Genomic DNA, 14,941 nt, shown 5'->3' with positions numbered 1-14,941 from the left:
GCCCTTGTGGGAGCGGCGGTGCGGCGACCCGACTTGACCCGCGATGCTGTTGTTACTCTACCGCGGTATCGAACTGATCCTTGATGTACTTGATCTCGGTGCGCCCGTGCGGCGCCGGCAAGCCGTCTTCACCCAGGTTGACGAAGACCATGCGGTCGACCGTGAGGATGCTCTTGCGGGTGATCTTGTTGCGCACTTCGCACTTGAGGGTGACCGAGGTGCGGCCGAACTCGGTGGCGGTGATGCCCAGCTCGATGATGTCGCCCTGGCGCGAGGCGCTGACGAAGTTGATCTCGGAGATGTACTTGGTCACCACGCGCTGGTTGCCCAGCTGCACGATCGCGTAGATCGCCGCCTCTTCGTCGATCCAGCGCAGCAGGCTGCCGCCGAACAGGGTGCCATTAGGGTTGAGGTCTTCGGGCTTGACCCATTTGCGGGTGTGGAAATTCATCTGTACTCCTGACCTGCATAGCCTCTGAAAGTCGGGCAGCGAAGGGCAACACAGCCCTCCGGCCCTCGCTCTACATGGTAGTCCCATTCGGGTGGAATCGACCAATACGACCATTGGTCAGTAGCCATGGAAATTCCACTGGTTGCCCTTTGACACCCCGTTTGATGCGTCTAGCCTGAGCATGTGATCCGCAGATCACTCCAGGTAGTCGGACAACCGGAACTTGGCATACGGCGCGGCAGAACCGGCATCGCAGGCAGCGAAGCTCCGGGCAGTGCCAGTGGAGAGCAACTGAGGCTCACCATTGACCTACTCGAACAGTGAAAAGGAATCCACTCATGTCCAGAGTCATCGACGTCAGCATCAATTTCGACACCGAAACCATCCTCAAGAAATTCCCCAATCCGAGCAAGGACCCGAACAAGCCCACGTTCATCCCGCCGGAACATATCTACATGGTTACCTACCAGGACAACGTCATCGCCGGCCAGGCCGGTGGCGAGTTGCACCTTAAGGGCCGTGTGGGTGACGTTATCCGCTGGCGTGAAACGAGCATTTCGTTTGGTTTCGAGCAGTCGGTGATCCTTTATGGGTTCGTTTCCACCGACCCGAATCACCAACTGCTGGAAGACCCTCGCGCACTGAAGGCCAAAGTGCAAACGGCCGTGCCTAACGCCAACAACAAGACCGTGCCGACATGCCAGGTCAACGACAACTACTACTGGCGCGGCGACCTGCTCGCGCAAGGCCAGGTCACTTACCACTTCAAGTTCATGATCGTCGATCGTGATTGCAAGTGCTGTGGCTACTTCGAATGGGATCCGTTCATCACCATCACCAACTGATCCAGGGCAAGCGCCGCCGGCCAGCCGGCGGCGCACATCAAAGTCCGCCCCAATTGGTGCTCATGGAAGGAGCTCATCATGACCACGGAGAAACCCGAACACGTTTTGCTGATCGTCGATGCCAAGGGCCTGCTTGCCGATCTCGACCCGCTACCCACTGACCCCGACTCGCCCGCCGATCTCGATCCCCGCCACCTCTGCATCCTGCACTCCCGCCCGGAAACGGATGCCCCCTTGCTTGTCGAGTCGCCGCGACTGACCGTCGAGGCCGGGAAAACGCTGCTGCTGCGCGTGGTCCCGGTGGCGCTGCTCGGCGAGGAAATACTCTTCAGCCACAGCCCTGCCAGCGTGCCGCCGCTGGCTATCGAGCTGACCGAACAGCGCAGCCTGCGCCTGGCACTTCCCGAAGCCTCTGCCCCTCTGCAACCGTCGAGCCGCGAGGTCGACGATTACCACTGGCAACTGCGCAGCGACCAGCCTGGCGAATTCAAACTCACCTGGCAGGTCGCGGTACTGGCCCAGGACTGCGAGCCACTGGCCCACCTGAGCCTGCACCTGGACCTGGTGGTGACGGAGCCGACAGACTGAGTCTTTGATTTGTCTTTATCGCTTGGGAAGCTCGAAAAGCCCGGCTATAATCGCCCGGCATTATTCGACGGTGGCCGCATTGGCCACCGTTCCCGCCACCTGTCCGAGGGGCGCTGCAGCAGGTTAAACCTGTCAGGCTCGGATGGGGCGTTGTCCGCAAGGCCTGCCTGCGGACACTAAACGCACAACGGCGCCCATTCGCACACTACGAATGGAGGCTCTCAATGAGCGCTGTAAACACGCCTGCTGGTTTTACCGATTACAAAGTCGCCGATATCTCCCTGGCCGCCTGGGGCCGTCGCGAGACCATCATTGCTGAATCGGAAATGCCTGCGCTGATGGGCCTGCGCCGCAAGTACCTGGAAGAGCAACCGCTCAAGGGTGCGAAAATTCTCGGCTGCATCCACATGACCATCCAGACTGCCGTGCTGATCGAAACCCTGGTTGCCCTGGGTGCCGAAGTGCGCTGGTCGTCCTGCAACATCTTCTCGACTCAAGACCAGGCCGCTGCCTCCATCGCCGCTGCCGGCATCCCTGTCTTCGCCTGGAAAGGCGAAACCGAAGAAGAGTACGAGTGGTGCCTGGAGCAGACCATCCTCAAGGATGGCCAGCCATGGGACGCCAACATGATCCTCGACGACGGCGGCGACCTCACCGAGCTGCTGCACAAGAAGTACCCGGCTGTTCTGGATCGCGTCCATGGCGTCACCGAAGAGACCACCACCGGCGTGCACCGCCTGCTCGACATGCTGGCCAAGGGCGAGCTGAAAGTCCCGGCGATCAACGTCAACGACTCGGTCACCAAGAGCAAGAACGACAACAAATACGGCTGCCGTCACAGCCTCAACGACGCCATCAAGCGCGGCACCGACCACCTGCTGTCGGGCAAGCAGGCGCTGGTCATCGGTTACGGTGACGTGGGCAAGGGCTCGGCCCAGTCGCTGCGTCAGGAAGGCATGATCGTCAAGGTTTCGGAAGTCGACCCGATCTGCGCCATGCAAGCCTGCATGGACGGTTTCGAGCTGGTCTCGCCGTTCATCGACGGTATCAACAACGGTACCGAAGCGAGCATCGACAAGGCCCTGCTGGGCAAGATCGACCTGATCGTGACCACCACCGGTAACGTCAACGTCTGCGACGCCAATATGCTCAAGGCCCTGAAGAAGCGCGCCGTGGTCTGCAACATCGGCCACTTCGACAATGAAATCGACACCGCTTTCATGCGCAAGAACTGGGCCTGGGAAGAAGTCAAACCACAGGTACACAAGATTCACCGTACCGGCCATGGCGACTTCGACCCACAGAACGACGACTACCTGATCCTGCTGGCCGAAGGCCGCCTGGTGAACCTGGGCAACGCTACCGGCCACCCAAGCCGGATCATGGACGGCTCGTTCGCCAACCAGGTCCTGGCGCAGATCTTCCTGTTCGAGCAGAAGTATGCCGACCTGCCAGCCGCTCAGAAAGCCGAGCGCCTGACCGTTGAAGTCCTGCCGAAGAAACTCGACGAAGAAGTGGCCCTGGAAATGGTCCGCGGCTTCGGTGGCGTAGTGACCCAACTGACCCCGCAACAGGCCGAGTACATCGGCGTGACTGTTGAAGGGCCGTTCAAGCCACACGCCTACCGTTACTGATAGTTGGTAGCTGCAAGCGGCAAGCTGCAAGCGGTTCGCGCCGCTTCTGCTTGTCGCTTGCGGCTTGTAGCTTGCCGCTGAAGAGAATCTTCTATGTCTCAGGAACGTCGTTACAGCTTCGAGTTCTTCCCGACCAAGACCGATGCTGGACATGAAAAACTGCTCGCCACTGCCCGCCAGCTGGCCAGCTACAACCCGGATTTCTTCTCCTGCACCTACGGTGCCGGTGGCTCGACCCGCGACCGCACACTCAACACCGTGCTGCAGCTGGAAAGCGAAGTGAAAGTCCCGGCGGCGCCGCACCTGTCGTGCGTCGGTGACAGCAAGGACGACCTGCGCTCGCTGCTGACCCAGTACCAGGCAGCCGGCATCCAGCGTATCGTCGCCCTGCGCGGCGACCTGCCGTCAGGCATGGGCATGGCCAGCGGCGAACTGCGCTACGCCAACGAACTGGTCGAGTTCATCCGCCAGGAAAGCGGCGATCACTTCCATATCGAAATCGCCGCCTACCCGGAGATGCACCCTCAGGCGCGCAACTTCGAAGATGACCTGAAGAACTTCGTGCGCAAGGCCAACGCCGGTGCCAACAGCGCCATCACCCAGTACTTCTTCAACGCCGACAGCTACTTCTACTTCGTCGAACGCGTGCAGCAGATGGGTGTGGATATTCCTGTAGTACCGGGGATCATGCCGATCACCAACTACAGCAAGCTGGCGCGCTTCTCCGACGCCTGCGGCGCCGAGATCCCGCGCTGGATCCGCAAGCAGCTGGAAGCCTATGGCGATGATGTGAAGAGCATTCAGGCCTACGGTGAAGAAATCATCACCCGCATGTGCGAGCAATTGCTGCAAGGCGGCGCACCAGGGCTGCACTTCTATACCCTGAACCAGGCCGATCCGAGCCTGGCGATCTGGAACAACCTCAAGTTGCCCCGCTGATCGACCCGCTACACCACTGGTAACAATTGCTTCAGAATTCTGAAAAGGCCTTTCGCTTACGCTAAGGGCCTTTTCTGCATTCTCACCCCCTGACGGATTTTCGTGCCTACATGCGCCAAGGACTTACCCCTGCTCGACCGCAACTCGTTTACCTGGTCTTCGGGCCACCTACCTATCATCAGGAGGCCCAGTTCAGCATCGTCAGCGCCCTGGCCAACCTGCGCAAGACCCCGGGGGAAGCACTCGACATCCAGGTCTACAGCGACAATCCCGAACCTTACCAGCACCTGCCGGTAACCGTTCATCTACTGGACCAGGCAACCCGTGAAGCCTGGAACCAGCCCTATGGGTATCACTTTCGCAGCAAGCACGTGGTGCTGCGCCAGGTGCTGGCCAGCGCGCCCATGGCCGTATTGATCGATACCGACACCTTTTTCCATCAGTCGCCCATCGAGCTGTTTCGCCGGGTCAAGCCAGGCACCCTGCTGTGCAACGCCATCGGCGGCACCTACGGCGATGATCCGCACTGCCCGCTGTTCCAGACCCTGGCATCCATGCTCAAGGAGCGCGACCTGGCAGACCAGCACATGCCGCTGCTGAACTCCGGAGTCATCGGCCTGGTGCAGGAAGACGCGCCGCTGCTCGATCGCTCCATCGCCTTGATGGACGAGTACTATCCCCATGCCAAGGGTGCCTACACCCTGGAAGAGTTCTGCCTGGCTGTCGCGGCCTACCGGCATATGCAGGTCAACCAGTGCACCGACCTCATCCATCACTATTGGAGCCGCAAGCAGCTGTTCCGGGCCAAGGTCCAGGCCTGGCTGGCCAAGCACCAGCAAGCACCGTTGAGCGCCGAGGCACTTGCCGATGTCGCCCGGGTCAACGCTCAGTTGCCCAAGCCGCCGACCTTGCAACGCCTGGGCTACAAGGCACTGAGCCTGACTCTGCCGGCCGAACAGCGCCAGTTCATGCGCGAATTGCTCAACGGCTGCTACGACTACCCCAACGAGTTCGATCGCGCGTGCGCTTCGGCCTGGTGGGACAAAGCCCTCGACAACGCCAAGGCCCGCCATCCACGGCCGATTTGCCCCGACACCCTGCACCAGTGGTTCGCGCACCCAGGCATGCGCCTGTCGCTGGGCCGCAAGCATGGCACCGTGCGTGACTCCCTGTTAAAGCGATCACAGCGCTGACAACCCGGCTGGATCGACATGCACGGCTACTAGCCATAGCCGTGCACACGTCGTAATCTCCAGCCATGCCCGATTTCACCCGCCTGTTGACCGCCCTGTTTCTCACTTGCCTGAGTGCCTTTGCCCACGGCGAGAAGCTGCGTATCGTCACCGAACCCTGGGCGCCCTATGTGTACCTTGAGGACGGTCAGGCCAAAGGCATCGACTACGAGGTGACCGCCGAGGTGTTCAAGCGCCTGGGGGTCGAGGTGGAATGGCAGTTCCTGCCCTGGAAGCGCTGCCTGGCCATGATCGAGCAGGGCCTGGCCGATGGCGTACTGGACATCTTCCAGACCGAACAGCGCGACAGCCAGCTGTTCTACCCCAGCGAGCCGCTGTCCGACGTCGAATTCACCCTGTTCTACGCCAACGACCGCCCGCACAAGGTCAAGCGCCTGGAAGACCTGCGCGGCCTGACGGTCGGTACCTCGCCCGGCTACAGCTACGGCGCGGCGTTCATCGATTCGCCGCTGTTCACCCGCGAGCCCGCACCCACCCACGAGGCCAACTTCGGCAAGCTGCAGCGTGGGCGCATCGACCTGCTGATCACCGACCGCCGGGTGGGTCGCTACCTGGTGCGCAACCTGGGCCTGGAGCAGCAGATCAGTGAGCTGCCGCTGGTGATCAGCCGCCAGAGCCAGTACCTGGCAGTACGCCGCAATGTCGGCATGGACCTGCTGGCCCAGCGCTTTGCCGCCGAACTGCGGCGCTTCAAGCGCGAGCCTGCCTATGCCGAGTTGCACGCACGCTACGCCAGTGCCGGGGAAAACTTTCAACCCGCCGTTGAGCAGCAGGAACGCAGCACGCGCTGAATGCTCTGTTATACTCGGGCCTTCCCGCCAGGCTTACGCCCGGACGCTCGGCCTTGCAAAAGGCATCCCGACCGGCAGGACAGCGCGGCCAAGAGCCCGCCCGCCGCCCCGGATGCGCATTGAAGACCCTGCTGGACCGGACGCGATAGCATCACCTGATGCCCGTCGCGCCAGGCAAGATTATCCCATCGGGCTCAGCCCCCATTAGAACAGGATTACTCATGTCCTTTGCTTCCCTCGGTCTCTCCGAGGCTCTAGTCCGCGCTATCGAGGCAGCGGGCTACACCCAGCCCACTCCGGTGCAACAGCGGGCCATTCCCGCCGTGTTGCAAGGCCGCGACCTGATGGTTGCCGCCCAGACAGGTACTGGTAAAACCGGCGGCTTCGCCCTGCCGATCCTTGAGCGCCTGTTCCCCGGTGGTCACCCGGACAAGTCCCAGCGTCATGGCCCACGCCAGCCGCGGGTCCTGGTGCTGACCCCGACGCGCGAACTGGCCGCCCAGGTTCACGACAGCTTCAAGGTCTACGCCCGCGACCTCAAATTCGTCAGCGCCTGCATCTTCGGTGGTGTCGGCATGAACCCGCAGGTTCAGGCCATGGCCAAGGGCGTTGACGTGCTGGTGGCCTGCCCGGGCCGTCTGCTCGACCTGGCCGGTCAGGGCAGCGTTGATCTGTCCCACGTCGAAACCCTGGTGCTGGACGAAGCCGACCGCATGCTCGACATGGGCTTCATCCACGACGTGAAGAAGGTCCTTGCCCGCCTGCCGGCCAAGCGCCAGAACCTGCTGTTCTCGGCAACCTTCTCCAAGGACATCACGGACCTTGCCGACAAGCTGCTGCACAACCCCGAGCGCATCGAAGTCACGCCGCCCAATACCACCGTCGAGCGTATCGAGCAGCGCGTCTACCGCCTGCCGGCAAGCCACAAGCGCGCCTTGCTGGCTCACCTGATCACCACGGGTGCCTGGGAACAGGTTCTGGTCTTCACCCGTACCAAGCATGGCGCCAACCGCCTGGCCGAGTACCTGGAAAAGCACGGCCTGACCGCCGCCGCAATCCACGGCAACAAGAGCCAGAACGCGCGCACCAAGGCCCTGGCCGACTTCAAGGCCGGCACCGTGCGCATCATGGTCGCCACCGACATCGCCGCCCGAGGCCTGGACATCGACCAGCTGCCGCACGTGGTCAACTTCGAGCTGCCCAACGTCGAGGAAGACTACGTCCACCGTATCGGCCGTACCGGCCGTGCCGGTCGTTCGGGCGAGGCCATCTCGCTGGTCGCCCCGGATGAAGAAAAGCTGCTCAAGAGCATCGAGCGCGTCACCCGCCAGAAGATCCCTGATGGCGACCTGATGGGTTTTGACGCGTCCAAAGTCGAAGCAGAAAAACCCGAAACCCGTGAACGCCCGCAAAACAATCCTCGCGGTGGCCGTGGCCAGCGTGCCGATGGCAGCAATGCCGGCAGCGGCGGTCGCAAGGACAAGGGCAAGGACCAGGGCAAAGACAAAGGCCGCGACAAGGACAAGGAAAAAACTGCGGAGAAATCCGCTGGTGGCCGCCAGGAGCGCAAGCCTCGCGACAACAAGCCGCGTCAGGCCCAGTCCTCCCAGCCAGGCACTGCGCCGGTGCAGGCCAATCGTGATCCGGAAGAGTTTCTGGATGACGAAGTGGATAACTTCGGTAACCGCGCCGACTACGTCAGCCCTTACCAGAACAAGGGCAACCAGGGCCGCAACCGTCGCCCGGGCGCACCTGCCCAGGCGGGCGCCGGTACCGGTGGCCAGCCACGCGGCGGCCAGCCGCGCAGCAACAACGCCCCGCGCAGCGGCGGCGGTGCTTCGGCCAACGGCGAGAAGCGCGGTGGTGGTGCCCGTAATGGTGGTGGCAGCCGTGACGGTGGCGGTCGCAATCGCCGCCCGGCTCGGGACGAACAATCGAGCAAAGAGCCGGCCGTACGCAATCCGCGTGAAGGCCAGCCGCAACCAAAGATTGTGCACAAAGAGTCGAAGATCGACCGCTTCCCGACTGCCGAACAGCTCGAACAGCTGCCAAGCCGTCCGCGTGGCGAGAAGCCTGCGCTGCTGACGCGTAACCGCTGATTCAGCGAGCGCGCCAACAAAAACGCCGCCCCTAGGGGCGGCGTTTTTGTTTGTTGCGCAGCAATTACTTCTGCTTGATGCCTTCGATCGAGATGTCCAGATCCAGGGTCTGCGAAGAAGGACCCGGGCCCTTGATGCCGAAATCGTTCAGGTTCAGCTTGGTCGTGGCGTTGAAGCCAGCGCGCTCGCCGCCCCATGGATCCTTGCCTTCACCGTTGAAGGTGGCCTTGAAGATCACCGGCTTGGTCACGCCGTGCAGGGTCAGGTCGCCGGTCACGTCAGCGGTTTTCTCGCCGGTCGATTTGACGCTGGTGGAGACGAACTTGGCTTCTGGGAATTTGCTCACATCGAGGAAGTCTTTGCTGGCGATGTGCTTGTCACGCTCGGCGTGGTTCGACCACAGGCTGGCGGTTTTCAGGTCGACAGCGATCTTGCTGGCTTCAGGCTTGGTGGCATCCCAGCTGAAGGAACCATCGAAATCCTTGAAGGTACCGTGGATGAAGCTGTAACCCAGGTGGCTGATCTTCCAGTCAACGAAGGCGTGCTGGCCTTCCTTGTCGATCTTGTAGTCTGCTGCCATGGCTTGGCCGGCCGAGAGCAGTGCGGTACCGAGCGCCAGAGCGGCAAAAGTCTTTTTCAACATGCGTCTATATCCCTTTGGAGTTGAGGTTGAACATCAAGCTTTGCGGCCCAGCATGCGGATCAGGGTCGCGTCACGGTCGATAAAGTGGTGTTTCAGGGCTGCCAGGCCGTGCAGTCCGGCAAAGATCACCAGCCCCCAGGCCAGGTAGAAATGGATCTCGCCGGCGACGTCGGCCTGGTCGGGCAGGTTGCTGACCAGCGCTGGCACTTCGAAAAGACCGAACACCGGGATGCCGACGCCATCGGCGGTAGAAATCAGGTAGCCGGCAATCATCACCGCGAACAGCCCCAGGTACAGTAGGCCGTGGCCGGCCTTGGAGGCCAGGCGGGTAAGCGAGCCGTGGCTGACCGGTGCCGGTGGCGGCGGGCTGATAAAGCGCCAGAGCACACGCAGCAGCATTACACCCAGCAGTACCAGACCGATGCTTTTGTGCAGGTCGGGAGCGTCTTTGCGCCATGGGCTGTAGTAGTCCAGGCCCATCATCCACAGGCCCAGGCCGAACAGGCCGAATACAGCCAGAGCAACACCCCAGTGCAGGACGATGCTGACAAAGCCATAACGAGAAGGTGAATTGCGCAGTTGCATTGCCGTGTTTCCCTGTAAGAACTGTGCTCAAGACTAACGAGTTATCTATCGATTTAAAGCGGAAAATTTCGCTTTGAAATATCGAGAAATACGATCTTTAGTATGAAGCGGAGCCATTAAGGAAACATTAACCACGTGGGAAGGGAAGCCCCGTTGGGTCTGGGGGCCGCCGCGCGGCCCGTCGCCGGCAAGGCCGGCTCCCACGGGTTCGGTGTGTGCTTAACCCTGTGGGAGCCGGCCTTGCCGGCGATGAAGTCAGCGCATTACTGCGCCTTGGCCTGGGTATTGGCCAGCGGCTTTTTCACCGGCTCCGCCTTGGCGGCGGCTTTCTTCGCGGGCGCAGCCTTCGCTGCAGTCTTCTTCGGCTGCTGGGCCTTGGCCACCGGCTTTTTCGCCGGTGCCTGCTTGGCCGCAGGTTTGGCCGGGGCCGCTTTCACCGGCGCCTTGGCCGGCTCTTCCTTGGCTACCGGTGCCACCGCAGGTGCTGGTGCATCTACCGGGGCTGAGGTCGGTGCCACGTCGGCAGGCTTGGCCGCAGGGGCCGGTTTGTCATCGCCACCGAACATGCGCTTGAAGAAGCCAGGCTTGCCCTCTTCCTTCTTCACCGGCTCCTCGGCCTTGGCCGTCTTGTCGGAAGAACCGCTGAACAGGTTGCTGAAGAAGTTGCCCTTGCTCGCCGCCGCAGCAGCGGTGCCTGCAGCGGCCGTAGCGGCAACAGCCTTGGCCGGTTCGAACGACTTGCCGGCCGCCAGATCCTGGACCTGGCTGGCAGCACGCTGGCCACTGCGCAGGGCGCCTTCGAGGGTCCCCGGGTGCATCGCATCGGTGTGTTCGCCAGCAAAGGCAATACGCTGCACAGGACGCTCCCACAGGCGCCAGTACTTGCTGATCTGGCCCGGGCCATAGGCGAGATACGCGCCGCCGGTACCGACGTCGGTGCTGTAACGGCGCACTTCGTAGCCGGTGAAGGCGCCACGGGCCTGCGGGTAGAAGGCGTGCAGGCGGATCAGCACCTGGTCGACCATCTGTTTGTCGCCAAAGGCTTGCAGCAGACGCGCGTTGTCGCCGGACAGGTTGATCACCACGTTGGCGCCACCCTTGAGCGCAGGCTCGATCCAGAGCATGCCCAGGCCAGTGTTGCTGTAGATCTCGCCGGACATCCGCGCGCGGCTTTCCCATACCGGCGTCTTGAACTTGAGCATCAGCTGGTCGCGCCAGCCGTAGTTGGTGCCCTTGAGAGCGGCCAGGTGCTTGGTGTCCAGGCCCGGGGTCATCTGGATCTTCGACAGGGCGCGCAGCGGCACGGCCAGCACCACGTAATCGGCCTGGTAACCAACGCTACCGACCTTGACGGTGACGCCGTCCTTGTCCTGGATGATGGCGCTGACCGGCGATTGGGTCTTGATGGTCTTGAGTTGCTTGACGAAGGCCTGGGCCAGTACCGGGCTGCCGCCTGGCAGGCGCGCGGCGCGCAGGTCACGGTCGCTGACACCACGGTAGACGCGGGTCTGCTGGGCGAAATAGAGCAGCGACAGGCGCGACGGCTCGTCGTAGCGGGTACGGATCTGCTGATTGACCAACTGGCGTGCGGTGGCCGGCAACTGCAGCTTGTCGAGCCAGCCGGAGACGTTGAGCTGGTCGAGGGCAAACAGGGTGCTGTTGGCCGCCGGGTTCAGCGGATCGTCGATCGAACGCGCCAGGTCGTCGAGGGTCTTCTCATAACGCTTGAGCGCCTCGGCGGTGGCCGGTTGCTTGGTGGTGAGGTCGGCAGCGCTGAAATACTCGCCGTCGATCAGGTAACCCGGGGTCCGCACGAACTCCGGTGCCGGCAAGGTGCTGAGTTTGAAGGTGTCCAGGTACTGGTTGAGCACCGGCTGGGCCTTGCTGTTGCCGATCCATTCGCTGGTCGCCAGGCCCGAGCGCCCGCCCATGCCGGTCTTGGCTTCCAGCAGGGTCACCTGCCAGCCCTTGTTCTGCAACTCATAGGCGGCTGTCAGGCCGGCCAGACCGCCACCGACGACGATTGCCGTCGGGGCCTTGTCCTTGGCCAGCGCAGCGCCGCTGAACAGTCCTATCATTACCAGCGCACAGGCGCGCAGCCAACCAGCAGACATTTGGCGAACTCCGGATAAAAGCAGAAGTGTTTGGGGGGATCCCCCCAGAAAGAATAGCCGAAGGATACGCCACGCCAAGCGCCCCCGCCAGCAACGCCCGCACCCAGATTGCAGCGCATGGGTTGTTCTCGACCGACGCATTGCATAGGCTTGCGCGGCATGTCCGAGCCGCCGTCGCCAGGAGAATCGAAATGGGCCTCAACCAACAGTGGATGCAACGTGACCTCAAGGTCCTGTGGCACCCCTGCACCCAGATGAAAGACCACGAAAAACTGCCGCTGATTCCGATCAAGCGTGGCGAAGGCGTGTGGCTGGAAGACTTCGAAGGCAAGCGCTATCTCGATGCCGTCAGCTCCTGGTGGGTCAACGTCTTCGGCCATGCCAACCCACGCATCAACCAGCGTATCAAGGACCAGGTCGACCAGCTCGAGCACGTGATCCTCGCCGGTTTCAGTCATCAGCCGGTGATCGAGTTGTCCGAGCGTCTGGTGCAGATCACCCCTGAAGGCCTGGATCGGGTGTTCTACGCCGATAACGGTTCGTCCTGCATCGAAGTGGCGCTGAAAATGAGCTTCCACTACTGGCTGAACAAGGGTCAGCCGGAGAAAAAGCGCTTCGTCACCCTGAGCAACAGCTACCACGGCGAAACCATCGCGGCGATGTCGGTCGGCGATGTGCCACTGTTCACCGAGACCTACAAGGCACTGCTGCTCGACACCATCAAGGTGCCGAGCCCGGACTGCTACCTGCGCCCCGAAGGCATGGGCTGGGAGGAACACTCACGCAACCTGTTCGCGGCCATGGAACAGACCCTGGCCGAACACCACGCCACGGTCGCGGCGGTCATCGTCGAGCCGTTGATCCAGGGCGCTGGCGGCATGCGCATGTACCACCCGGTGTACCTCAAGCTGCTGCGCGAGGCCTGTGACCGCTATGGCGTGCACCTGATCCACGACGAAATCGCCGTGGGCTTTGGCCGCACCGGGACGATGTTCGCCTGCGAACAGGCCGGCATCCGCCCGGACTTCCTGTGCCTGTCCAAGGCCCTGACCGGCGGCTACCTGCCGCTGGCCGCCTGCCTGACCACCAACGAGGTGTACAGCGCCTTCTACGACGATTACCCGACCCTGCGCGCCTTCCTCCACTCGCACAGCTACACCGGCAACCCGCTGGCCTGCGCTGCGGCAATGGCGACCCTGGATATCTTCGCGCAGGACAATGTCATCGAGGCCAACAAGGCCCTCTCGCAGCGCATGGCATCCGCCACCGCGCACCTGGTCGACCACCCGCATGTCGCCGAAGTGCGCCAGACCGGCATGGCCCTGGCCATCGAGATGGTTCAGGACAAGGCCAGCAAAACCGCCTACCCGTGGCAGGAACGCCGTGGCCTGAAGGTCTTCGAGCACGCCCTGGGCCGTGGCGCCCTGCTGCGCCCGCTGGGCAGCGTGGTGTACTTCCTGCCGCCGTACGTGATCACCCCGGAGCAGATCGACTTCCTCGCCGAGGTGGCCACCGAGGGCATCGACATTGCCACCAGCAGCAGCGTCAGTGTGGCGGTGCCGGCTGATTTCCATCCCGACTTCCGCGATCCGGGCTAGAAAAAAGCATCGCTGGCAAGCCAGCGATGGCGCCCGAACTGCCCACCTATTTTCTAGAGTTAGTACATGAGACTGTCCCGCTTCTTCATCGACGCCCCCCTGAGCCTCGGCGCCCACGACCTGCCCGAAGCCCAGGCCCACTACATCGGCCGCGTGCTGCGCATGGCCACCGGCGACGCCGTGCAACTGTTCGATGGCAGTGGCCAGGAGTTTCGTGGCCACCTGCTCGAGGTCGGCAAGAAATCCGTGCGTGTGCAGCTCGACGAAGCCTTCGCCGGGCAAGCCGACTCAAGCCTGCAGGTTCACCTCGGCCAGGGCCTGTCCCGTGGCGAGCGCATGGACTGGGCAATCCAGAAGGCCACCGAGCTGGGCGTCAGCGCCATCACCCCGATCGTCAGCGAGCGCTGCGAAGTGCGCCTGAAGGATGAACGCGCCGACAAGCGCCTGGCCCACTGGCGCCAGGTGGCAATCAGCGCCTGCGAGCAGTGCGGGCGCTCCAGCGTGCCCATCATCCACACGCCGCAACTGCTCGCCGACTGGCTCAAGGCCTGCGACCAGGACCTCAAGCTGGTCCTGCATCCGGTCGCAGAACCGATGGTCAGCCATCAGCAGCCGGCCACCCTGGCCTTTCTGATCGGCCCCGAGGGTGGCCTCAGCGAAGCGGAAGTCGAACAGGCCAAGGCTGCCGGCTTCCATGCCGCGCGCCTGGGCCCGCGGGTACTGCGCACCGAAACCGCGCCGGTGGTGGCCCTGGCCGTCGCCCAGCAGCTGTGGGGCGACTTCTAGAGTACGTAGAAAAACACCGCGATGAAGTGCAGCAGGCTGCCGGCAATCACGAACAGGTGCCAGATGCCATGCCAATGGCGAAAGCGGCTGTCGTAGGCGAAGAAGATGATGCCGATGGTGTAGAACGCACCACCGGCCGCCAGCCAGGCAAAGCCTGCGGCGCCGAGGCTGGCCAGCAGCGGCTTGACCGCCACCAGCACGATCCAGCCCATCAGCGCATAAATGATGATCGACAGGACCCGCGCTTCGGAGCGCGGCTTGATCTCTTGCAGCATGCCGATAACCGCCAGCCCCCAGACCACCCCGAACAGGCTCCAGCCCCAGGGGCCGCGCAGGCTGACCAGGCAGAACGGCGTATAGCTGCCGGCAATCAACAGGTAGATCGACAGGTGATCGAGCTTGCGCATGATCACTTTGGCCTTGCCGCGTACGCTGTGATAAAGCGTCGAGATGCTGTAGAGCAACAGCAGGGTAAAGCCATAGATCGCCAGGCTGACAATCTTCCAGGGGTCGCCTTGCAGGCTTGCCACCACCAGCAACCAGATGGCGCCGATGCAGGCCAGCACGGCACCGACCAGATGGGTCCAGGCATTGAAACGTTCACCGTGATACATG

At 62.6% G+C, this 14,941-nt stretch carries 14 protein-coding genes and 1 riboswitch; of the genes, 9 read left to right on the top strand and 5 right to left on the bottom strand.

Going from position 1 to position 14,941, the window contains the following annotated elements:
- Positions 1-52: 52 nt before the first annotated feature.
- Positions 53-451, bottom strand: a complete 399-nt coding sequence (locus LOY45_RS01995; protein ID WP_115089228.1) for an acyl-CoA thioesterase — start codon at positions 449-451, stop codon at positions 53-55.
- Between the two features lie 338 nt (positions 452-789).
- Here LOY45_RS01995 and LOY45_RS01990 point away from each other — a divergent pair, with 338 nt between their 5' ends.
- The 7 genes from LOY45_RS01990 to LOY45_RS01960 all read left to right on the top strand — a co-directional run bounded on the left by LOY45_RS01990 (position 790) and on the right by LOY45_RS01960 (position 8,600).
- On the top strand, positions 790-1,296 hold the full coding sequence (locus LOY45_RS01990; RefSeq protein WP_115089229.1) for an inclusion body family protein: 507 nt from the start codon (positions 790-792) through the stop codon (positions 1,294-1,296).
- 78 nt (positions 1,297-1,374) lie between these two features.
- The gene (locus tag LOY45_RS01985) at positions 1,375-1,884 is read left to right on the top strand and encodes a hypothetical protein (protein WP_115089230.1); all 510 of its coding nucleotides are present in this window, start codon (positions 1,375-1,377) and stop codon (positions 1,882-1,884) included.
- 99 nt (positions 1,885-1,983) lie between these two features.
- A riboswitch (S-adenosyl-L-homocysteine riboswitch) is annotated at positions 1,984-2,087 on the top strand.
- Positions 2,088-2,108: 21 nt separating this feature from the next.
- Positions 2,109-3,518, top strand: a complete 1,410-nt coding sequence (gene ahcY, locus LOY45_RS01980; RefSeq protein WP_115089231.1) for an adenosylhomocysteinase — start codon at positions 2,109-2,111, stop codon at positions 3,516-3,518.
- 93 nt (positions 3,519-3,611) lie between these two features.
- A complete protein-coding gene (gene metF, locus LOY45_RS01975) occupies positions 3,612-4,457 on the top strand; it encodes a methylenetetrahydrofolate reductase [NAD(P)H] (RefSeq protein ID WP_115089232.1) in 846 nt (281 codons plus the stop codon).
- Positions 4,458-4,567: 110 nt separating this feature from the next.
- Positions 4,568-5,650 (top strand): hypothetical protein, encoded by a 1,083-nt coding sequence (locus tag LOY45_RS01970; protein WP_115089233.1) that lies wholly within the window; start codon positions 4,568-4,570, stop codon positions 5,648-5,650.
- Positions 5,651-5,715: 65 nt separating this feature from the next.
- Positions 5,716-6,501, top strand: coding sequence for a substrate-binding periplasmic protein (locus LOY45_RS01965; protein ID WP_115089234.1), 786 nt, complete (start codon positions 5,716-5,718; stop codon positions 6,499-6,501).
- A gap of 221 nt (positions 6,502-6,722) precedes the next feature.
- Positions 6,723-8,600, top strand: a complete 1,878-nt coding sequence (locus tag LOY45_RS01960; protein WP_115089235.1) for an RNA helicase RhlE2 — start codon at positions 6,723-6,725, stop codon at positions 8,598-8,600.
- A 64-nt stretch (positions 8,601-8,664) separates the two neighbouring features.
- On the opposite strand, the gene LOY45_RS01955 is transcribed toward LOY45_RS01960, so the two are convergent.
- The 3 genes from LOY45_RS01955 to LOY45_RS01945 all read right to left on the bottom strand — a co-directional run bounded on the left by LOY45_RS01955 (position 8,665) and on the right by LOY45_RS01945 (position 11,942).
- Positions 8,665-9,243, bottom strand: a complete 579-nt coding sequence (locus LOY45_RS01955; protein ID WP_115089236.1) for a YceI family protein — start codon at positions 9,241-9,243, stop codon at positions 8,665-8,667.
- 33 nt (positions 9,244-9,276) lie between these two features.
- Positions 9,277-9,828, bottom strand: a complete 552-nt coding sequence (locus LOY45_RS01950; protein WP_134064596.1) for a cytochrome b — start codon at positions 9,826-9,828, stop codon at positions 9,277-9,279.
- 263 nt (positions 9,829-10,091) lie between these two features.
- A complete protein-coding gene (locus tag LOY45_RS01945; protein ID WP_115089238.1) occupies positions 10,092-11,942 on the bottom strand; it encodes a flavin monoamine oxidase family protein in 1,851 nt (616 codons plus the stop codon).
- A 191-nt stretch (positions 11,943-12,133) separates the two neighbouring features.
- Between LOY45_RS01945 and LOY45_RS01940 the strand changes: the two genes are divergently transcribed.
- Positions 12,134-13,540, top strand: a complete 1,407-nt coding sequence (locus LOY45_RS01940) for an adenosylmethionine--8-amino-7-oxononanoate transaminase (RefSeq protein WP_258578676.1) — start codon at positions 12,134-12,136, stop codon at positions 13,538-13,540.
- A gap of 66 nt (positions 13,541-13,606) precedes the next feature.
- Entirely contained in the window at positions 13,607-14,326 is a 720-nt protein-coding gene (locus tag LOY45_RS01935; protein ID WP_258578675.1) for a 16S rRNA (uracil(1498)-N(3))-methyltransferase, read from the top strand.
- On the opposite strand, the gene trhA is transcribed toward LOY45_RS01935, so the two are convergent.
- Positions 14,323-14,940, bottom strand: coding sequence for a PAQR family membrane homeostasis protein TrhA (gene trhA, locus LOY45_RS01930; protein WP_115089241.1), 618 nt, complete (start codon positions 14,938-14,940; stop codon positions 14,323-14,325). The two genes, LOY45_RS01935 and trhA, sit on opposite strands and share 4 nt — an antisense overlap.
- Position 14,941: the final 1 nt, after the last annotated feature.

It is taken from the genome of Pseudomonas wadenswilerensis, from assembly GCF_024749185.1.
Classification (GTDB): Bacteria; Pseudomonadota; Gammaproteobacteria; order Pseudomonadales; family Pseudomonadaceae; genus Aquipseudomonas; species Aquipseudomonas wadenswilerensis.
This window is presented reverse-complemented; position numbering and strand designations above follow the sequence as displayed.